Origin of the sequence: Marinomonas sp. THO17 (assembly GCF_040436405.1) — a bacterium.
Taxonomy (GTDB): Bacteria; Pseudomonadota; Gammaproteobacteria; order Pseudomonadales; family Marinomonadaceae; genus Marinomonas.
Map to the genome: position 1 here is coordinate 989,450 of NZ_AP031575.1, position 21,642 is coordinate 1,011,091.

Annotated in this window: 17 protein-coding genes and 2 pseudogenes; 4 read left to right on the forward strand and 15 right to left on the reverse strand. The window is 42.3% G+C overall.

Annotated elements, in window-relative coordinates:
- Positions 1-3: 3 nt before the first annotated feature.
- From ABXS85_RS04620 to ABXS85_RS04645, 6 genes are all read right to left on the reverse strand, one after another.
- Entirely contained in the window at positions 4-783 is a 780-nt protein-coding gene (locus ABXS85_RS04620) for an electron transfer flavoprotein subunit beta (protein ID WP_353668865.1), read from the reverse strand.
- The gene (locus ABXS85_RS04625; RefSeq protein ID WP_353668866.1) at positions 773-2,065 is read right to left on the reverse strand and encodes an electron transfer flavoprotein subunit alpha/FixB family protein; all 1,293 of its coding nucleotides are present in this window, start codon (positions 2,063-2,065) and stop codon (positions 773-775) included. The genes ABXS85_RS04620 and ABXS85_RS04625 overlap by 11 nt, the downstream gene beginning before the upstream one ends.
- Entirely contained in the window at positions 2,062-3,990 is a 1,929-nt protein-coding gene (locus ABXS85_RS04630; RefSeq protein WP_353668867.1) for a (Fe-S)-binding protein, read from the reverse strand. The genes ABXS85_RS04625 and ABXS85_RS04630 overlap by 4 nt, the downstream gene beginning before the upstream one ends.
- 166 nt (positions 3,991-4,156) lie before the next feature.
- Positions 4,157-6,223 carry a dimethylglycine demethylation protein DgcA gene (gene dgcA, locus ABXS85_RS04635; protein WP_353668868.1) on the reverse strand — a complete coding sequence of 689 codons (2,067 nt, stop codon included), beginning with the start codon at positions 6,221-6,223 and terminating at the stop codon, positions 4,157-4,159.
- Positions 6,224-6,334: 111 nt separating this feature from the next.
- Complete coding sequence (locus tag ABXS85_RS04640) at positions 6,335-6,880, reverse strand: DUF5943 domain-containing protein (RefSeq protein ID WP_353668869.1); 546 nt, start codon at positions 6,878-6,880, stop codon at positions 6,335-6,337.
- 164 nt (positions 6,881-7,044) lie between these two features.
- Positions 7,045-8,022 (reverse strand): dipeptidase, encoded by a 978-nt coding sequence (locus ABXS85_RS04645; protein ID WP_353668870.1) that lies wholly within the window; start codon positions 8,020-8,022, stop codon positions 7,045-7,047.
- Positions 8,023-8,350: 328 nt separating this feature from the next.
- Here ABXS85_RS04645 and ABXS85_RS04650 point away from each other — a divergent pair, with 328 nt between their 5' ends.
- Positions 8,351-9,364, forward strand: coding sequence for a hypothetical protein (locus ABXS85_RS04650; protein ID WP_353668871.1), 1,014 nt, complete (start codon positions 8,351-8,353; stop codon positions 9,362-9,364).
- Positions 9,365-9,767: 403 nt separating this feature from the next.
- Here ABXS85_RS04650 and ABXS85_RS04655 read toward each other — a convergent pair whose 3' ends face one another.
- From ABXS85_RS04655 to ABXS85_RS04670, 4 genes and pseudogenes are all read right to left on the reverse strand, one after another.
- Positions 9,768-10,742, reverse strand: a complete 975-nt coding sequence (locus ABXS85_RS04655; RefSeq protein WP_353668872.1) for a hypothetical protein — start codon at positions 10,740-10,742, stop codon at positions 9,768-9,770.
- A 2-nt stretch (positions 10,743-10,744) separates the two neighbouring features.
- The gene (locus ABXS85_RS04660; RefSeq protein WP_353668873.1) at positions 10,745-11,536 is read right to left on the reverse strand and encodes a hypothetical protein; all 792 of its coding nucleotides are present in this window, start codon (positions 11,534-11,536) and stop codon (positions 10,745-10,747) included.
- Between the two features lie 364 nt (positions 11,537-11,900).
- Positions 11,901-12,077: pseudogene (locus tag ABXS85_RS04665) on the reverse strand (integrase core domain-containing protein); the annotation flags it as partial.
- 4 nt (positions 12,078-12,081) lie between these two features.
- Positions 12,082-12,225, reverse strand: a pseudogene (locus ABXS85_RS04670) (transposase); the annotation flags it as partial.
- Between the two features lie 238 nt (positions 12,226-12,463).
- On the opposite strand from ABXS85_RS04670, the gene ABXS85_RS04675 reads away from it, so the two are divergent.
- Positions 12,464-14,275, forward strand: coding sequence for a hypothetical protein (locus tag ABXS85_RS04675; RefSeq protein ID WP_353668874.1), 1,812 nt, complete (start codon positions 12,464-12,466; stop codon positions 14,273-14,275).
- 189 nt (positions 14,276-14,464) lie between these two features.
- On the opposite strand, the gene ABXS85_RS04680 is transcribed toward ABXS85_RS04675, so the two are convergent.
- Positions 14,465-14,731 carry a hypothetical protein gene (locus ABXS85_RS04680; protein WP_353668875.1) on the reverse strand — a complete coding sequence of 89 codons (267 nt, stop codon included), beginning with the start codon at positions 14,729-14,731 and terminating at the stop codon, positions 14,465-14,467.
- Positions 14,732-14,845: 114 nt separating this feature from the next.
- On the opposite strand from ABXS85_RS04680, the gene ABXS85_RS04685 reads away from it, so the two are divergent.
- Positions 14,846-16,096: a murein transglycosylase domain-containing protein gene (locus ABXS85_RS04685; protein WP_353668876.1), complete on the forward strand. Its 1,251-nt coding sequence runs from the start codon at positions 14,846-14,848 to the stop codon at positions 16,094-16,096.
- 107 nt (positions 16,097-16,203) lie between these two features.
- Here ABXS85_RS04685 and ABXS85_RS04690 read toward each other — a convergent pair whose 3' ends face one another.
- Together ABXS85_RS04690 and ABXS85_RS04695 are read right to left on the reverse strand one after the other, a co-directional pair.
- Positions 16,204-16,680, reverse strand: a complete 477-nt coding sequence (locus tag ABXS85_RS04690; RefSeq protein ID WP_353668877.1) for a GNAT family N-acetyltransferase — start codon at positions 16,678-16,680, stop codon at positions 16,204-16,206.
- 207 nt (positions 16,681-16,887) lie between these two features.
- Positions 16,888-18,096 carry a hypothetical protein gene (locus ABXS85_RS04695; protein ID WP_353668878.1) on the reverse strand — a complete coding sequence of 403 codons (1,209 nt, stop codon included), beginning with the start codon at positions 18,094-18,096 and terminating at the stop codon, positions 16,888-16,890.
- A gap of 68 nt (positions 18,097-18,164) precedes the next feature.
- Between ABXS85_RS04695 and ABXS85_RS04700 the strand changes: the two genes are divergently transcribed.
- Positions 18,165-18,461 (forward strand): cupin domain-containing protein, encoded by a 297-nt coding sequence (locus ABXS85_RS04700; protein ID WP_353668879.1) that lies wholly within the window; start codon positions 18,165-18,167, stop codon positions 18,459-18,461.
- 10 nt (positions 18,462-18,471) lie between these two features.
- Here the strand turns inward: ABXS85_RS04700 and ABXS85_RS04705 are convergent, their stop codons facing one another.
- Positions 18,472-19,446, reverse strand: a complete 975-nt coding sequence (locus ABXS85_RS04705; protein ID WP_353668880.1) for a sensor domain-containing diguanylate cyclase — start codon at positions 19,444-19,446, stop codon at positions 18,472-18,474.
- Between the two features lie 266 nt (positions 19,447-19,712).
- On the reverse strand, positions 19,713-21,536 hold the full coding sequence (locus ABXS85_RS04710; protein ID WP_353668881.1) for a methyl-accepting chemotaxis protein: 1,824 nt from the start codon (positions 21,534-21,536) through the stop codon (positions 19,713-19,715).
- Between the last annotated feature and the right edge of the window lie 106 nt (positions 21,537-21,642).

The following is a 21,642-nucleotide window of genomic DNA, read 5'->3' on the forward strand; positions in this document are numbered from 1 at the left end:
ATACTAACGAATCACTTTTTCTTCCAACAAGAAGTCAAAAATGGCTTGCGCTTTTTCATCCACCGTTTCGTTTTTCAACACCTTACCCCCGCCTCCAGTGGGTTTAGCCGTTGCCGCTTTAAAACGATCTGCCGCCGTTTTGGCTTTTACCACCTTCATACGCTTCGGTCTTGGTTTAGCGGGTACAAACTGCCATTGGGCAGCGACCTCATCTGCAATTGACATGGTACTTATTGATTCAATTTCAGCCCGCTGGCCTGGTCCAAAAGCCGTTTGACGAGGCGCTTTCGCCGCCTTATCAAGGGTCGCTACGAAAGGTAACGCCACCGTTACTAAACGTCTTTGACCTCTCGGTAACGCCAGCAAAACTTGTGCCACTCCATCATCAATGGACTGAATTTCAGCTACCCTAGGCAAAAGTGGCCACCCTAGTTTTTCCGCTAATAGATACGGCAACATACCTGAAGATTGGCCCGTTTCTGATCTGACACCCATTAGCAAGAGTGAGGCTTCTTGCGCCTTAATATAGTCCATTAAGGGCGATAAAACATCCTCATTGGCTTGCTGTGCTAGAACCGACAATTTAGATAAACCCATGCCTGCGTATTGACGCAATACCGGAGAATCTGCGCTACCAGCATGCACCACAGACAAACTCATTAATTGACGCTCTTGCAGAAGAAGACCCATTTCAACCGCACGACCATCTTCCTCAGCACGACGCTCACGGCCTGATTGAGGATGACGACCAATTGAAACCAGAGCCAATACTTTAGGCAACATGGCTCACCTCCGAAGTCGCTTCATTCTGTTGCAATGTTTTGCCCGTGTGCTGCTCTGCCAAACGGCACAACTGGGCTAGCACTTCTTCACTGTCCGCAATCACAGCTAAATCCGCCCGTTTCACCATATCGCAGCCCGCATCTGTATTGATGGCAACTATCTTGTCACACTGACCAATGCCCTGCATGTGCTGTATCGCACCCGAGATACCCACCGCCACATAGACTCGCGCCGTCACCCAAGTGCCCGACGCACCGACTTGGCGCATTCTCGGCATATAACCATCGTCCACCGCCACTCGACTGGCGCCTTCCGTTGCCCCAAGCAAAGCGGCACAAGCGTGAAATTGTTGCCAATTATGAATACCATTGCCCGCCGATAAGATAAATTCCGCTTCCGCTAACGGCACAGCGTTAGGGTCTACTGGAATCAAGCCTTGATCTTCCAATCGAACCTCAACGGTATCTTGTTCTAGCTCAAGTGCTAAAGGCAAGACTTCATGGCGGGTTTCATCAATCGCTTGGCCACACTCTTCTAACAACATCAGAATACGTGGCGTATCACGTTGAATATCCTGACTAGCAGACGCGGCACGACACGTCGTCGTATCGATGGACACCTGCCAAGCTTGTGTCGCAGGACGCTCACCCAGTTTCACAGCCAAACGCGATGCTAAATCGGCACCACCATGCACACTGTCAGGGAACAACCAATGCTTCGGCTGATACCTGGTTTCCAATTGTAATAAAGCTTGAAGACGTTGTTCTGGAGCAAAGCCTTCGTATTCAGCGGCAGATAAATGCACCAAACGATCCACACCCGCTTCATCAAACTGAGTTTCTTTGGATTCACCAAAACATACCGCTACAACCGCTAAATTCTCCTCGGCATTGACAGCTTTTCGTTGCTTCGCTAGTTCATGAGCCAAGCCCAAAATGTCTTTATCTTGCGCCGTCAGACGCCCACCTGCCATATCCGGAACCACCATAATATAAGCATTGGGTTCCACCACTTGATGCAATGGCAATATCACCTCTTGTGCCGCAACACTGCGACGTTTCGCGCCAGCAGTGGCTTGACCATTACCCGCTAAACGATCAATTCGCTTAATGCCATTGGGCCCAATAAAACCCACTTGGTGGGGGTTTTTCCGTATTAAGCCTGATGGTCCACGCACCACTGCCGATACTTGCGTCATGGCTTGATGCAAAGGGTGAAGGCGATTGCGTGCTATCCATTCGGCCCTGGGATCACGACGTAGGATATCTTCATGTTCTGTCATGCTGCTCCCTCAATCAAATGTTCGGCCATGATTTCAGCAATGTCCCGAACTTGTGGACGGGGCTCGACCACCCCTTCCAGCATAGCGGTACATTGTTGACAACCCACCGCAACCAATTCCGCTCCCGTTGCCACCACATCTTCCATGCGCATATCAGCAATACGTCTTTCACCAGGAATGTCGGTAATCGGCGCACCGCCACCGCCACCGCAACAGCGCGAGCGATATCCAGAGCGTTCCATTTCCGCTATTTCAATGCCCAAGCTGGACAATAACGCTCTCGGTGATTCATATTCGCCATTGTATCGACCGAGATAACAAGGGTCGTGATAGGTTACCTTGCCACCTTTAAAAGCATCGACTTGTAACACGCCTTGCTCAATCAGGCGATTTAGGAAAGTCGTATGGTGCAACACCTCAACACCTTGCAAAGCACCAGCTTGATCAAAGTCTGCGTATTCATTTTTCAAGCAATGAAAGGCATGCGGATCCGTGGTAACCAAGGTGCTAAATTCATACTGAGCTAAGGTCGCCAAGTTGCGTTTTGCCAAACTTTGAAAAGTCGCATCGTCTCCTAAACGACGCGCCACATCACCACTGTCTCTTTCTTCGTCACCTAAAATCGCTACCTCCACATTAGCGGCTTTAAGTAATTTCACAAAGGCTCTAAGGATGCGTTGGCTGCGCATATCAAAGGCACCATCCGAGACCCAAAACAGCACCTCGGCTTTTTTAACCTCTTTCATCAACGACAAATTTTGATCCGCCGCCCAATGGGTACGACTGCCCGGCGCATAACCATTTGGATTGTCCGTCGCTATGATGTTTTCTAATACTTCAGCACCCTTGTTTGGTGTGTCGCCTTTTTCAAGGGTCAAAAAACGTCGCATGTCGACGATAGCATCCACATGCTCAATCATCATGGGGCATTCTTCCACACAAGCACGACAAGTGGTGCACGACCAAAGGGTGTCGGCACTGACCAAACCTTCGGTGATGATCTCTTGTGGCGAGCCGCTCGCCTTGCCCACCGCCACATTAGGGTAAGGACTGCCCGCATATTTTTCATCCGTGCCACCCGCTAAACCCACCACCATATCTTGGATAAGCTTTTTCGGATTGAGTGGCTGTCCTGCCGCAAAGGCGGGACACATGGCTTCACAACGACCACATTGTACACAAGCATCAAAACCTAATAACTGATTCCACTTAAAGTCTTCTGGTTTCGCCACACCATGAGATTCGCCACCTAAATTGGCAGGTTTCAATCCCGTAGAACGACCACCTCCAAAACGCTCAGGACGACGGTGAAAGGCCAAATGCAAAGCCCCCGCAAAAGCGTGCTTCATCGGGCCACCCCATGTCATGCCAAACAGCATTTCACCTAGACTGAGTATCACTAATAAGGCCAATACCCCACTCACTAGGGTTAAACCTATGTTACCTAGACTAAAACTCTCCGGCAGAATGCCTGCCGCAGGTAAAGTCAGTACAAAAAAGGTAATGGCAAAGGTGAGTAAACTTTTCGGCAGGCGCATCCACGGCCCTTTTGAAAGGCGCGAAGGCGGGTTAAGGCGGCGCTTAAAGACAAACAAAGCACCGCAAAACATCATGCCAAGGGCAGCCAATAACATCCAAGCCAAAATACGACTTTGAATGTCGAACAAATGCACCAAGATCACCAACACCATGGCTAAGACAAAACCACCCCCTGTCGCCACATGAGTGCGAGACATGTATTTATCGCGCTCTACCACATGGTGGAGATCGTGAAGATAACGCTTTGGCATGGCCAGTAACCCGGCCAAGATAGCCACTTTTTCCGCTTGTCCTGCGCGCCAAAGACTCGCACGTCGTACCGCGCCAATGACAGCCAATACCAACAAGGTGGCGATCAAAGAAGGAATTAACCAATCAAAAATCATGTTTTACCCTCAATATTGAGCGTATTGAAAACAACAAAACCTATTCACCATGAGATGAGCAAGGTAAAGACAAGGCAAAAATGAACGAGAAAGCAGAGTTTATAATGATAAATGAGCATTTCGAGTTCACTTTTAACGCCGTATTTACAAGCTCCAGCCTTTGCTTTTATAAATCTTTGCAAAGACGCAAAGCATCATACATAGCCGCATGGATGTTACGCTGTGATACACAATCCCCTAGACGCCACAACAGCATGCCGTCCAGTTTATCGGCCAACAACTCAGGCTGAGGCTTGATATCAAATAAAGCCTCATTATCAATCTGACCTTTGTTGACTGAGTTGGCTTTGAGCGCGTAATAAAGTTCTTCGTTTGGTCGTGTGCCGTTCTCCACGACCACCTGATCCACAACGCGCTCTTCTTTTTGACCTGTGTATTCGTTTTCCAATACCGCGACCAGTTTGTCGTCTTCTCGATAGACTTTTTCAAGCAGCATATCGGACGTCATAATGACTTCTTTTTCATACAAAGATCGGTAGTAAGTCGGGAAGGTGGTCCCGCCTATGCCAACCCCCGGTTTAATGTCGTCTGTCACCAGCTCAACAAGAGCGCCTTTTGAGGCCAAATAATCTGCCGCGGACATACCGGAGAATTCACAAATGGTGTCGTAGATGAGCACATTTTTACCCGGCTCGACGGAAGCATTCAGGATATCCCAAGTCGATACCACCAAGCCTTCTGCTGCGCCCCATTCAGGATTTTGCTCAAGGAAAGGACGGCCACCGGTACACAACACACACACATCTGGATGCAAAGATTGAATTAAGTCAGCATCGGCTGCCGTGTCCAAACGCACCTCAACGCCAAGACGCTCAATTTCCATGATCAACCAGCGAGAAATACCAGCAATTTGATCACGCTGCGGTGCTTTTGCTGCCAAACTGATTTGCCCACCCAGTTCAGAGGCTTTTTCGATTAAGGTCACTTTATGGCCCCGTTCCGCCGCCACACGCGCCGCTTCCAAACCGCCAGGGCCACCACCGACTACCACCACATTACGAATCGGGCCAGTGGTTTTTTCAATAATATGTGGTAAGCCCATGTACTCACGAGAAGTCGCGGTGTTTTGCACACACAAGACATCCAAACCTTGATATTGACGGTCGATACAATAGTTCGCCCCCACACACTGGCGAATCTGGTCGACCTGATCCATCTTAATCTTGGCAATAAAATGTGGATCGGCAATGTGCGCTCGAGTCATGCCGACAAAATCCACATAACCCGCTTCGAGAATGCGCTTCGCTTGGTTGGGATCCTTGATGTTTTGGGCATGAATCACCGGCACCTTAACCACTTCTTTAATGCCCGCCGCCAAATGGAGGAAAGGCTCAGGCGGATAGCTCATGTTTGGGATCACATTGGCTAAGGTATTGTGCGTATCACAACCTGACCCCACGACGCCAAAGTAATCCACCATGCCAGTGGCATCATAGTATTGCGCGATTTGTTTCATATCCTCATGGTTCAAGCCATCTGGGTGGAATTCGTCCCCCGTGATGCGCATGCCCACTACAAAATCTGGCCCCACTTCTTCGCGCACTGCTTTGAGTACTTCCATACCAAACTTCATGCGACCTTCGAAAGTGCCGCCCCATTCATCGGTACGCTTGTTTACTCGTGGCGACCAGAACTGATCTATCATGTGTTGGTGTACGGCCGACAGTTCAACACCGTCCAAGCCCCCTTCTTTGGCACGACGTGCCGCTTGGGCAAAGTCACCAATAACGCGCCAAATTTCCTCTTCTTCGATGGTTTTGCAGGTAGCACGATGCACGGGTTCACGAATACCAGATGGCGACATCAGGTTTGGCCAGTTTTCCCCATCCCAACGGGAACGGCGTCCCATGTGCGTAATTTGAATCATGATTTTGCCGCCATGCTTATGAACCGCATCGGCAAGATTTTGGAAATGGGGAATGATGCGGTCTGTCGACAAGTTCACCGAACTCCACCAGCTTTGTGGACTGTCAATCGACACCACACTGGAACCACCACAAATACACAAGCCACAACCGCCCTTGGCTTTTTCTTCGTAATATTTCACGTAACGGTCTGTGGTCATACCGCCATCGGTGGCATATACCTCCGCATGCGCCGTACTCACAATGCGATTTCGAATGGTTAACTTATTAATATTGAGAGGCTCAAACAGCGCATCATACTGGGACATATAAAGAACTCCCGCTTACTGGAAAATACGTGAAATGGATTGATCAAAGCCATGCCGGCCCGCATGGCTTAACTGACTTTGTTAAAAACTGACAGACCTTCCTGACTGACGCTAAATAGGTTTCACTTCAAAATACCCCACATCACACCCTTCTTCCGCGCCACTTTGAGTCTGTGTGGCCTGGGTACGAAGGGACGATTTTTGACTGTCTAAAATCTGGTCTAACGCGCCTGCAAACCAACCTGTGAACATGTAATCCACTTTGCGATTGACCTTTTTACCGTGAATCTTTTCGTAGTGATAAACAAAAGCGGAATTTTCCAAACGGACTTTTGCTGTGCCTTTTTCAATGTCCAATTCCTCGGTAATGAAAAAGCCCCAACCACGCTGGGATAAACGCTTCAAATAGTGATGCCAGATGTCAGCACCATAAATGCCATGACACTCAGACTCTTGCTCACACCAAAAATAAGCCGACTTATAACCCGCTTTATAGAGAATGTCGGCGTAACGCTCTGCTCCAATCTCGTCTTCAATGCCCATGTGGTTGTTGACAAAAAAGTGACGTGGCACATACAACATAGGCAAAGCATCGGTGGTCCATACACCGGTTTCATCGTCCACTTGAATTGGCATTTCTGGTGAATGTGTAGACATGTTCAATTCCTTAAATTCTTAAACAAGTTTTAAAGCCAGTATTGCTCTGAAACGTTATGAGCGAAGGCTTCCCGAGGCAAAAACAAACGAAAGAGCGGAGTTTATAAGTTATAAATGAGCATCTTGAGTTTGTTTTTAACGATGGTTAGTCGAGCGCAATAGTTTCATTCGTCCCACACTTCGGCTAAAAGATTTACCCAGTTTTCACCCATGATTTTGCACACTTGGCGCTCACTGAAACCGTGACGCAATAAGGCTTCCGTCAAGTTCGGGAACTCACCTACAGTACGAATGCCTTTCGGGTTAATGATTTCACCAAATCGAGTTAGGCGACGTGCATAGCCTTTGTCATGAGTGAGGTATTCGAAGAAGTCATGACCATGACCTTGGGTAAAATCGGTGCCAATACCAATGGCATCTTCACCCACTATGTTGTAGATGTATTGAATGGCTTCCACATAGTCATCAATGGTGGCGTTGACACCGGCTTTGAGGAAAGGCGTAAACATGGTCACTCCCACAAAACCGCCATTATCGGCAATGAATTTCAACTCTTCGTCACTGCGATTACGTGGGTGCTCTTTCAAACCAGAAGGCAGGCAATGTGAATAAGCGACGGGCTTTTTGGATTCAATAATGACTTCTTTCGCGGTATTCGGGCCAACGTGAGACAAGTCACACAACATGCCCACACGGTTCATTTCAGCAACGATTTCGCGACCAAAACCCGACAAACCGCCATCGCGCTCATAACAACCTGTACCCACCAAGTTTTGCGTGTTGTAGCACATTTGAACTATGCCAACACCCAGGTCTTTGAATATCTGCACATAACCAATTTGGTCTTCGAACGCATGGGCATTTTGAAAGCCCATCATGACACCGGTTTTGCCTTCTGCTTTTGCTCGGTGAATGTCTTTGGTGGTATATACCTTGGTTAACAAATCACTGTTGGTCTCAATCAGTTGATTCATTTCCACCACGTTGCGTACCGTGCCTTCAAAGTTTTCCCAAAACGACACAGTACAGTTCGCGGCAGTCAACTTACCTTTTGCCATGTCTTCAAACAATTCGCGATTCCATTTCGCGCAAATCAAACCATCAATCACAATGGCTTTATCGTGTAGCTCTGCTGGGGTCATGGTGGATTCCTTTAGGGTCTTAGCAATGAACCCAGTGTAATTTTTCACTCCTTGGGGAAGCTGGCTGGAAACGACTTGAGTAACACCAAAAGCGACTTAGGGATCTAACCTATGTTGCAAAGAGATATGAGCGGGAAGGAATAGAAGAAAAGCCAGCTTAACAGCCCTACAAACTGTATACTGATCGAGGCTTCAAGGATTTTGAACTTTAGAAGGATATGAATACCACCTCATGCATATAGTATGCTTCATCAGTCTTCTTGCCTTGATTTTTAACTGCCTAGTCGTACAATAATAAAACATAAGTAATTAATTTGGCTAATAAATTATGAATGGATTCACCCTACAACATACTGCCAAGCAATATCTCAAGTCGTATCGCAAAAAAGTAAAAGAACGCCTTAACAGGTTCAATGAGCACTATCCACCATTGGATCTAGAAGAATTTGAAAAAAGTATCGAAAAAACCTATCAGCGCTATTTTAAAACTGAACGCTGGCTAGACAGTCATCATCCAAAACCAAAATACTATTTGCTGCTATTAAAACATTACCAAGACTTTGGCTTATATCACGCATTTTCCTTAGCGTTAGAAAGCAAAGACCAGGATTGTCGTGTGTTAAATAACACGCTTTTTCAAATATCACGTCACAATCTACTGCTACGAAGTATGCTGGGAAGCGGTATGGATCACACCAATTTGCTAGAAGACCTGATGTCTGTCTTGGCCTGTAACGATGAAGAAGCATTAGCCCATTTTCTTCCTGCCGAATTGGAAATCGCTCAGCATCGACATTATTTTGAAGTCGCCAGTCACCTTATTAAAGTGCTTTATTACCAACAAACCCAATATAGAGAAGACGCTTACACAAAAGCCGAAAAATTTCTGACCAAAAAAAGCAATGCAAAATGGGAAATTGCCATCCTTCAATATTTAATGGCCATTGGTGAAAAGAAGGCTAACGCTGCCAGCCAAGCCCTACAAGACATGTGTGATTCCTCTCGCTACACCTCTCCCTTTGATAAAGATTTTGCGGCCAACATTCATGGCTATTATCAATTGGCTCGACTCATAGACAATGACTTGTATGAGCAGATCACTCGCCCCACTCACAAGTGTTTCTGTGACGCTTTTGCACAATGGCAAGACGAGAATCACTTCCCCAAAGGAGAGCAACACTACCTATTTCCTTCCCATCTTCAATATATGAATCAGATTTTTCAAGCCCCTTTGCCCACCGTCACCTTAGAAGATGAACGAAAAAAAAAGCAGAGATATCAAGATGTCGATCAATTTGCAGCAGATCTCACTCTAAATATTGAGAATAAGATGAAACCATAAAAACACTTCCTTCTCTGTTTAAAAATTTGCGTGCTAAAGATTGGGAGAATTCAATCCATTGAGAAAGCACGTCTTTGAATCACGAAAAAGTCGACCTCAACTCTGAAACTAAAAAATTCATTCAACTTCTTCCTCAACTTTATAGCTCTGAATTAAAGTAAGAATAGCAGAATAATAAAATGAATTCACACTAGAACCTGAGCAATGCCGTGATCTTAAGTGCTTGCAATTAGAACCTATATAAGCTAAAAATTTAGAATTTTTTATGAAATCATGGCTAAACATAACCCTTCTTGAGGGGAAGATTAAAAATAAAATGACACTCCTTATATGAAATGCCATTTATTAGGGAGAAATAATTTAACAAAGACTATTAATATTTTTATTGATTTTCACTAAAAATTCAATACACATAAACCGCCCCTTCTCCACTGAAGGTTTCATTTGATGAAGAATCGTCCTGAGAGGAAGCTTTTTCATGTGGAGATAAAACAGCCAGTACTCCATTTCTATCTGTATCTATAGCGAACCCGAAAAGGTCAATATTATTTTGTACAAGCGATTTCAGATACCCATTATTACTAATGAAACTTTCACTTACATCATAAACATAAACAGCGCCAGACTTTTTCGCTAATCCGTTATACTTATTAGTGTAAGTCGAATAAAAACCGTCTAGACGATTGCTTTCAAATGGAGCACCAACTGCTAACCTTGTACCTTTAGCATTTAAACTAACACTCATACCAAAATTATCTAATCGATTAGCATTCGGTGCTCTTACTTCTTTTCCATCATCCCATTTACCATCAACATAATTATATAAGACAACTGCTCCTTCAGAAAAATGATCATTATCTAAAGCTCCTTTATTATTAAGATCATCACTCTTACCTTCATCGGTAATTTTATAAAAAGCATAATAATTAGCCATTGGTGCACCAACTGCCATTTTATTTCCATTATTTGATAGACTTACAGAATAACCAAAAGAAGTGGTTGGTTCGAATGGATAAGTATAATATGAAGAAAATATAGACCTACTTGAAAATCTCTTTTCTTCATACCAGCCTGAAGTATTTATTAAATCTTGGCTATTTTCCGACTTTCTAAAAACATAAACAGACTCCGCAAAAGGAGCACCAACAGCTATTGTTCTCCCATCTTGACTAACATCTAATGATGCACCAAAGTTACCGCCACGATAATTGTTAGATGATTTTAGATATGCCTCTTCGTACCAACTATTTTCTTTATGAGCATATACATAGACGGCACCACTTTGATCTGATTCATCGCTATAAGGTTGATTGATGCCACTAGCTCTTCCATCCTCTTCAAATGCACCAACAGCTAATATTGAGCCATCATGGCTCAAGCTTACTGCTCCTCCAAAATAATCACCTTTTCCTTTATTACTAGCAGTGATATATGATTGAGAGGATCAATGATCTTTTCTGGTGATCCAGAATAGATATATACTGCACCAGAGGAATCTTCTCGTCCAGCCGCACCAATTGCTAAAATACTTCCATCAAAGTTCAAGCTTAAAGATACACCAAATTCATCACTAAGATCTGTATCATCTCTTCTAATAATTGCTTTCTGATGCCACCTTCTTCCAGTTGCGGTATATATATATACCGCATTTGATATTGTTTCGCTTTCACTGCTTAAACCAGCTTTCATTGTTTTGAAAGTACCACCTACGGCTAACACCTTACCATCATCACTTATATCAATTGCATAAGAAAAACTATTATGCAAATCATAATCTGGCGCTAAATGTTCTACCAATTCATTGAAAACTTCATCATACACATACTTACCATACCCGCTCTTACAACCGGATTCGTTACATGCTCTAATACTAAACTTACCACTAGTACCAAAATCATATAATGAATATTTAAATTTATAGTTATAACTTTGCACCCCCTGTTTCACTGTCGCAACAGTTGCTATACCGTTATTTTGATCTACAATTTCATAATATTTTGCGTCTGGCACATCTATCCATGTGAAAAGTAGTGTTTTATCATCTGTGATTTTAATTTCAAAATCTGGTGACCTTTGTGGCCAATCATTACACCCCAAAAGAAATAAGGCCATCAAAAACATTGAAATGCATTTTAGACATGAAATTAAATATTTAGATTTCAAAACAATCATACTCCATTACTTTTTTCCATTAAAAAATCTCAACAATATTAAAGGCAATTTCAGCTAACAAACCCACAACTCATGATTAAGTGGATAGTATTATAAAATCGCAAATTAATTAGGAGAAATACGAACAAGTTAGATAATTTTAACCTGAATTGCTTAGCATACCAGCAATTCTTAAAAAGTGATATTTAGTCATAACTTTCTCACTATTTTAGTACTTTAAGCGCCCCAACTCATCGTTTAGACGAATTAACCCCACATAGACCGTATCATCCAATCTACTCGTAACATATTTCCAAGCTCGACTGCACGGCAAGTTTGTTGTTTATTGTTAGATAGACCTTTGTAGATGGTGTTCACTTGACCACTATTGGTATAGCTCTAAACTAGAGTTTTCCAGTTTTGCTCGGTAAGCTGCCGGAGGCAGGTTACCCAAACTTTCATGTGTTCGCTCTTCGTTGTAATCCAATCGCCAGAACCAAGCCATTTCTTTTACTTGGCTAAGGCTCTCAAACAGATAGGCATCAAGAGATTCTCTATGGAATGGTAATCCCCCCATATTTGGATTTCCAATTGTAATAGGTTGCATTGCTGATTCCATGCTGACGACATACTTCCTCTACCTTCATTCCGGAATCCACTTCTTTTAATACTGCGATGACCTGTGTCTCTGTGCAACGTGATTTTTTCATAATCGTCTCCTGTATTAATCATTACAGAAAACTCTAATTATGTCTGTCTCAGTTTAGAGGACGTGGACAATAGTCTTATATGGAAAAATATTATTGCTAACATTTTTGAACTGTTCGGTTTGTAGGTAAAAAACTAAGCTTAGAATCAATTTCTCTTCTGATAATTTGATTTTAATCGTTTTTTATGAAAATATATGCGCGTAATACTCTTAAGTTAGTTTTATTTAATGGATCTAAAATGAAAAAAACAACTACTTATCTTATCATAATGATTGCGTTCTCTTTTTTTTATTCTAATAGTGCTATTGGGGGAAGGCAGTCAAAGTGTAGCACTGAAGTTCAACATTTAGTGTATTCTTCTAATTTTGATGTTAGTGAGCAGCCTAATTTTGATATTTTTGATTCTGTTTGTAAGCCCCTACCGCAAGATGATAACCAGATATTATCTTCAGTTCTTGTTTTAAATGAAAATTTTTATTTTATTTGGATAGTTTCAATAATTGATAAAGCTAACACTGAAGTTCTTGCAACTTATAAAGAATATATTTATGAAGATGCAACAATTAGAGTTGAGAAAGGTAGGATGTGGTTAGATACTGCGCCTTATATGCTAACTGATACTACGAGAGCTGTTGGCGTAAGATTAGATATAAGTTATTCCGGTTCGTGTATGTCTATGGCATCCGATGGAAATCATTTAACTTTGTTTGATACAGCAAATATAAAAGATAAAAAATTGAGGCCTATATTAACATCTTTACCCATGACTTATCATAGGAATCGTGGAGATGTTTTTTGTAGCATTCATAATAATCCTACACTTAGAAAAATACATGAGCAAGGCAAGTCTTATATTCAAGTTTTATCCACTAAGACTAATGGTTATAATGACCTGCGAGTTATCACTAAAACTAAAGTAATCTATTACCCCAATCGTGATAATGAACAAATAGTTCTTGCTGAGCATCGATATAAAAATGATTTGAAATTTGATGGTGAAAGTTATTTAAAAGGTAATCATGATAAAATTCCTAGTCTAGAATTTAATGAGATTGTAAATTTAGATCATCTGCTTATAGAGAAGAATCTTCTTAATGAAACACCAAAACGTATTATTAATAATACTCCATTAAATAAAGCCCTAAAGAAAGGAATGAGCTATCCAGAATACGACAGCGTTGAAGCGGCTATTAGTTTTAAAGAAAATATGCAAGAAGATTTGGATGTTGTTTTGGATAAACCATGGCAGCAAAAAACATTAATAGATTCTGATGATTCAGATCGTTATCGCTATCACCCAATGGGAGCGGTTGTTAATTCAAGTCTTTATTTACTTTATGTTGAAAAAAATGCAGCCAATCAAACCATTTCCATCTATGAAAATAATATTATAACGGGTGAAAATCATGAGGTTTATTCAACAAAAAATACTGACTTAATGTTTTATGCTGCAGAAATTGATATTAAGGATGAGAAACTCATATTCTCTCCTGATCGTAAAAAAGGCGTTTTTTATTGTTATAATATCGGTTCAGCTAATGCTATCTATGAGTGCGATATTAAAGTTAGATCTAGGTCTCAAGATGATGAGCCATTAGTTTCTCCTAATAATCGATATACTGTATTGCCTTATTACTCTGTAAGTTCATCTATGAAAATTAATAAAAAAGAGTTTAATCGTAAAATAAAAGATTGGGAGGTAGCTTATGAAGCTGCTGTATCGAGATATATAGACAATCCATCATCTATTACTTATGGCTATAAAACCGTTATTTTAAATGATTATAAAAATTATAAATCTGAAATGCTTTTTTCTGTAGGTCATGCTGATTTTCTGATTGGTCGGTTTTCATGGGCGAATGATAGCAATGCTTTTTATTTTGATAATTCTGGTGCTTTTGCTTGTATATGGGAATATGATATTGTTAATAAAAAATTACAAAAAATAGTGCCAGAGCATGAAGCGGAAAGCCCATTTTATATTAATTTTGAAGGTCGAGATTTTATTATATATCTAGAGGGTAATAATATAAAAATAGCAACACCATAAAGTTTTTATCAATCCTGTATGGAATTGGCATTTATTAAATCGTATACCGTAATGGTTTGAAGTTAATTATATTTATAACCGAGAATATTTCTTTTCTTTGAGAATTAAGGAAACTACGAACAAGTCAGATAATTTCGCTCTGGCTTGTTCGTCACCCTTGAATAATGGCGCTTTAGATTTAAAACGCCATTATTCAGGGACGACTAGGTAGTGACGCTTGGCAATGAAAGACAAAAAGAACAACATATGGCAACTGGACAAAGCAGCCACAAAGGCTTCTTCCGGATCAAGATTGGCCGCCACCGAATAAGGCAATGGCACCACATCGGGCGACGATGAGGCCGGGACGATTAAACCGCCATCAAACTGCCATTCATGGCCTCGACTGTATTGGTTGTCTGTAAAGGCTTCATTCTCACCACGATTCCATTTAACCCAAGCATAATATCGAGACATACATTTATCCTTTTAAGATAAAAACACATTAATAGAGAGTTTCCATTCTAGGTCAAATGAGCATTCGTTCTCCATAATCAAAGTCGATTTCATCCAGCTATTTAATGACAGCAAATGCCAGCATGGGAAAAACAAGGTTATCTTGATACACTCAACAAGCTTTTGATTGATGGGCAGGGATTGATGAACAAAAATTGGGGTCGCCTTACGGCATTGTCTTCTTGTGGTGTTTTGCTGTTTTTACTCAGCGGTTGCCAATCCATTTTGAATTTCGATTCGGTTAATTCCGTCAAACAGTTATCCAAACAGGTACAAGATGCTGATAGCCTTGATGATGTTAAGGCCATCACTGCACAAGCAAAAATCACTCGCGATCACATTCGCGCCGATTTAAAAGCCATTCAAACCTTATACAAAAACCTTGATCAACAGGTGAAAAAGAAATGGGGCAAAAATAATAGCCAGCTGCCTGATAAGAAAAAGTACGTCAAATACGTCAATGATTACCAAGCTCGCGCCATTGTGGATTTTGATAAAGGCAAAGTACGAGTGGAAACCCTTGATACTCGTAACCCAAGAGACACCTTAATCAGTGCCGTGACTGCCACCCTACTGACCACAGCCGACCCAACCAAAACCGACATTTTTTCCAGCTCTGCCCCAAATACCGATGGGGTTCCCTTCTTATACCCACAAGTCATGGACAACGAAGGTGTGCTGGTAAAATACCCCTGGCGAGCCGGGCGCTATGCCAATTATCTGGTGACCAATCAACTTGAACGCAGCACCAATAACGGCAAGCCAGTCTATGCGGTCGAATTTGATCTGGTGGAAAAACACGAACATTTGCGCCAAGAAAAATACAGTCAATACGTTCTGGCCGCGGCCAAACGTTACAATCTAGAACCGGCACTCATTTACGGTATTATCGAAACCGAAAGTTCTTTTAACCCCTACGCGGTTAGCCCTGCCAACGCCTACGGACTCATGCAAGTGGTACCCGCAACCGCTGGACGTGATGTCTATAAGCTGATCAAGAAAAAGTCTGGCCAACCGAGCAAACAAGTCTTGTTCTCGCCTGAACAAAACATCGATATAGGCAGCGCCTACCTACACATTTTGCAAACCCGTTATCTGGTCAAGGTTCGCAACAAAACCAGTCAAGAATATTCCATGATTTCTGCCTATAACGGCGGTACTGGAAACGTACTCAAGACCTTCGACAGCGATCGGTCGGTCGCTATGGACAAGATCAATCAGAACTCCTCCAGTTCCGTTTATCAAAGGCTCAGATACGATCACCCCAGAGCGGAGTCTCGAAAATACTTAGAAAAAGTGACCAAAGCCAAGAAAAACTACGAGTAAATTTACGCTGTAGTGCTACGTGTAATATAAATTTAAAGGCAAGAAAAAACTTCTACCCCTGAAGTAAACTCATATCAAGTCTATGACATACTCTTAATCGATCAGGATTATTCTGTGGCTATACGTTCAATTTGCGCTTGATCTAAGCGAAATACAGACAGCTCTTCTAAAGGCTGAGCTCCCATAGACAGGTAAAATTTTATGGCTGAATCATTCGTTTTAAGTGCCCACCATTCAAACCGAGCACAGTCTTGTTGTTGAGCAAGCTTTGCCAAATGAACGAGAGTCTTTTTACCTATTCCCTTACCTTGAAATTCCGGTTCTACGTACAAATCATCAAGGTGTAAACCAGGCTTTCCTGTCGTCGTCGAGAAGGTATAGTAAAACACAGCAAAACCGCAGGGCTGATCGTCATACTGAAGAATCAAAGCCGTTGCATGGCTATTCTGCCCAAGCAAGTTTGTCTCAATATCCGACTCTGTGACTGTAATCTCAAATGGAAAGCCCTCTGCTACTGCCAAGTCATGAATGTACTTTAAAATGAGTTTAGCGTTTTCATGACGGGCAATTTTAAAACTTAACACGGGGTTTCCTCAGCAGACAGACAAAATATGGATGTATAGGTAGATTAACCACTTTTTGCTCAGACACACACTTTTTTAGGATCAAAAGGGTCAATGAGCATGGAACCGTCATCTTTTTTAACATTTCAGATCCATTACTAATACGTCATCTACTTAGAAAACCGTCTTTAGCGTTTTTTATCTAAATGCCTTATATCGAAATGCCTTTTATCGAAAAAGAGTAATCTGGTTTCCTTGAAAGCTAAATGGCACCTCTAAATCAGCACAAGTGTCTGTTGGTATGTATTCGATGAGTAGCTCATTTTTGTCAGTACCGGATAATAACGCAAGCATGGCGCCTGCAAATATTTCGTCACCTTTTTTCATGCCGGAATAACAAAAAATTCGAGTGGTGCTGTCCATTTCTTCAAAAGCACGATTCACCAATCCAGCGGGCTGAGGAAAGAAATACCAATCCGCATCAAAAGCTAAATCAGGGAACAAGAATTGATTCAGACCAATGACACTTAATTCAGGATCAATATTATAAATTGTGGCCGATAAGGTTTCCTGCTCATTAATGCTTAACCAAGAAACACTAGGATCTTGGAACCAATTACCCGCCATGGTGCCCTTTACATCACGCATGTGGTGTTGGCAAGGAGGTATGCCTTCGGCGGCGGCTGCAAACATAAAGGAGCCGAGTTTGTTTTTTAATTCAGTTTGAATAGGCTCAATAAAATAATCCAAACCACAAACTTGTTGTAATCTATCCGGAATAACAGCACGAACCAGTTCTTCCGTCCAATTGCCAAACAGCTCAAGATCCGCAATAAAGCTGTCAATATCATAACGGTCTGGATTGACATAATCATTAGCAGGAACCTGGTAATCCATTAACCCCAAGTCAAATGAGGTAATACCTGGTCCACCCGCAACCCCCAAAATATCGCCAGCATTGACATCAATATCCACTTTTTTAAAGCGTGTTGGATCGTCCCCAAAAGAAGCCGTATCTTCTGGTTCTAATGAACCTATGGCGTTCATCAGAGTTGGATTTAACCAACGTAAGTGCAATAAATACATTTTGATGTCTGCACAAGGCCGCAGGTGCAATGCCCAATCGTTTTTTTCGGTATTCCATTCAACGGCAACCACTTCACCATCAAAGGGCGCCAACACATTAGCAGCGATAGAGCCTTTGGAATAATCGTTTTCGTCCAATGGAATTAAATTGACGTAATTGTGATGCACAGGCAATGTGTGGCTTGACGGTCCAACTTCGCCTAAAGGGATGATGGCTTTTAAATCATTGTCTTGAATAAGAGTATGGGTAAAAAAATCTTTATTATCAGGGCATTCTAAACTGCTGTAGTCAATCGCAAAAAGGGTTGGACTAAACAGCAAGAAACTGATGAGATATGTTAAACGCAGCATAGTAGACTCCTGTCGTTTATAGTCGTGTGCTACAAGTGTAGTTAATGTTTTCAATGCAAGGTGAATTCATGATAAAAAGTCCTGCTAACCCCGTTGCCGTACCTACTGTACAATTGGAAAATGAACGCGCTATTGTCACCGAATGGCGTTTTGCGCCTGGGGCTGAAACCACTCTTCATACTCATGAATATGATTATATTGTGGTGCCACAAACCACGGGAAGGCTCACCATTGAAACGGAAGATGGACGATTTTATTCAGATTTAACGACAGGTGTTTCCTACTCAAGAGGAAAGGGGGTAAAACACAATGTTATTAATGAAAATAGCTTTGAATTTGTCTTTGTGGAAATTGAATTAAAATAGCCCCCCCCTATTAATGTGCCGCTTTACTCTGTTTGGATTTATTTTGGTACATGTATTGATCCGCTTCATAAATGAGGGTTTCCAGAGGTTTCATTTCCTGATTATGAGTTGTCGTTAAACCAACACTAAATTTTAGTTCAAAGGGCTGTTTTGATTCTTTGTTGAAATCCTGTACCGCCTCCTTAAAACGCACCATCATTTGCTCTCCCTGCTCTAAGGTAGCGCCTCTTAATAATACAACAAACTCATCTCCTCCTAATCGGCCTACAATATCCGAATGACGAAATTTTTGTTGTAGTAAGGCGGCAAAATTTTTAAGCGCTTTATCCCCCATCTGGTGCCCAAATTGATCGTTGATTTGTTTAAAGCCGTTAAGGTCAAAATAAGCCAGGGTATATATTTCTTTTTTGAGAGGGTCGCCAGAAGCAATTTGTTTGTGCGACTGACTCATAAAACCTCTTCGATTTAAGACATTGGTGAGTTCATCTGTGGTGGCAATATGAGTGGCAATAAGTTCATTTTGCGCCATGGTGGCGAGTTCAACCAAATCTTCAATGTCTTCATTGGTGAGAAAATGAGGTTTGTCATCTATGATGCACAAAGTACCGAGTTTACTGCCATCCACATAGGAAAGAGGCACGCCTGCGTAAAAACGAATATAGGGCGCCCCAGTTACCAAGGGATTATCGTGAAAGCGTTGATCTTTCGAAGCATCGGGAATAATAAAGGGCTCACTGCCCAAAATGGCATGACCACAGAAAGAAACATCCCGCGACGTTTCCACAGCATCCAAACCAATACAGGATTTAAACCATTGCCGATTTTCATCCACTAGGCTAATGAGGGCAATGGGCACATTAAACATACGTTTAGCGATTCGGGTAACACGGTCAAATCGTTCTTCCGGAGGGGTATCCAACACACACAGAGAGCGCAAGTTATTTAATCGGCTGGTTTCATTTTCAGGCAGGTCAGGCGCTTGCATGGCAGTCAATCCTCTTTGCATGTTTCCAATTTAAACATAGCAGAGGAATAAGGAGACGCAAGCTAGCCATCGGGCCAAAATAAGAGGTAAAACAAACAGAGCATGGTTACAACACAGCTCTATTCAAGCCATGTTTGCCCATCACAACTCCATTATCAGTCACTTAATAAAACCTGCTTTCAAGCACTTAACTTGCAAGTGTTTAACTTTCAAGTGCTTACAAAGAGGATTAGCGTTTTTAACAAGACCTAAGACTCACACTGACTTTAGGCCTCTAACAGGGAGTATTTTTTCTGGTTGTCCAAATAAAGTGAGTAAACTTCATCAATACCATTTAAGTTACCCACTTCGTCGCGGTAGCTTAGGGTGTGATCAATCGCTGCACCTTGCCATTCGGTTTCAATCTCTAGACGCTGTGGGCTTTGTTTAAACTCATCAATAAATTCATTAATAGCGCTTAATAAGGTATATGAAGCAGGCTCGGCAGACACCACAGCGGAGTAATAAAATGGCTCAGGTAAAATGCTGCTAACGACTTCCACTTTATTGTACCAAGGGCTGTCGGGGTTCACCGATGCCCAATGAAATACCGGATGATCGGCAGCAAAGGCATCAATAGAACCATTTGCCAATGCATCGTGAACTCTGGAAATATCGCCATAGGCGATAAGATTCGAAAGCCTGATCTTGCCACCCGGCTTATTTTCATTTTCCGCCCAACGAAATCCTTGCTCTTCCAAAGTGACTAACGCTGCCGGATCATTGACAACGCCGAGTACTTTGCCTTCTAAATCAGAGAGATTATTGACCGATGTGTCATTGGCTTGTCGACATAAAACAAATTTTAGATAGGTATAGGTATTTGAAAAGGCAATGCCCTGATAAAAATCACTTGGTGGTACCGCGCACCAAACTACATCTGCACTGGGTTGACCCTTTTCTTTTCCGGCAAATAACAACTCTGTTAACAGATCCCAAGGATGCTCAATAAACTCACATTTCACACCTAACCAATCCGCAAAAGCTCTCGCGTATTCGGCATCTAAACCTTGAATGGAAGCGTTTGGTGTGGGACGAAAGGTAACACCAACCAGAGCTGAGTCCACCGCAACACGAATCACGCCGCGTTTTTTGATGTCGGCTAACTTATCAAATGCAGGGGTATTGTGAACGTGATTAGCTTGTAAAAACTGATTGATACTATCCTCTATTGCCTTTCCTTCTATTGCATTCCCTTTCATCGCTAGGCAAGAATCGAGTGATTGCGTCACATCCGCCGCCCAATCCACTTTATTCACGGTTCTGTTGGAGGACTCTTTACTGGCTTCAAGTAACTCAAACACCACAGCATTATGTTCGGAAATACTTTCTAGGCGATCAGACATTTGTGAAAAACGCGCTTGAATGTCCGACAAGGAGGACTCTATTTCACCATCTAACGCATTTAATTCTTTACCTATGGTGTTCATCGTCTCATGAAGTGATTTAGTCACAGCCGACAAATCAATCAGCTTGACCGCTTCATTGGTACGCGCCATGGTTTTTTTGGCCAAATCCCCCACTTCTTTTGCCACTACAGCAAAACCACGTCCATGACTGCCAGCACGTGCTGCTTCAATGGTGGCATTAAGAGCCAGCAGTTGGATGCCTTTGCCTATGTCTTCAATCGTATTCAGTACCTTGGTGGCCCCTTCGGCTTTGGTATCCAACTCATCACTGATACGAGCCAGTTCATCGCGTATTGCTTGGGTTCTTTGCTCAACCGATTGACGTGTTTTTTCCTTTACTTGGCTGGCACTATGCGTACTGCTTTCGATTTCTTCTCGTGTCTGACTGAGTCCGGTGCGCAAATTATTTGAACGAACGTCTATTTCTCGCATTAAACTGTCTTGAGCTTCCCCTGCTGTGCTCGCAAACTTGAGCAAATTATGTAGGAAATTCAGCGCACTAGAAACACCCTGCGTAAAGTTATCAAAGGTATTATTGTATTGAGTAGTCTCTGAATTCTTGACTTCCTGTATGTCATTCAATGCATTCTCTTGTTGGTCAACATCTAAGGAATCTGATTTCTTAAACAATCGACTTAACATCTTACTACCTCTCTCACTTGAGACGATCATGCGTTACACATAACGAAAAAACCATTTAAGTAATTACGCAATATTTATGCCCATAATGAGGAGGTGTGTTTGAAAA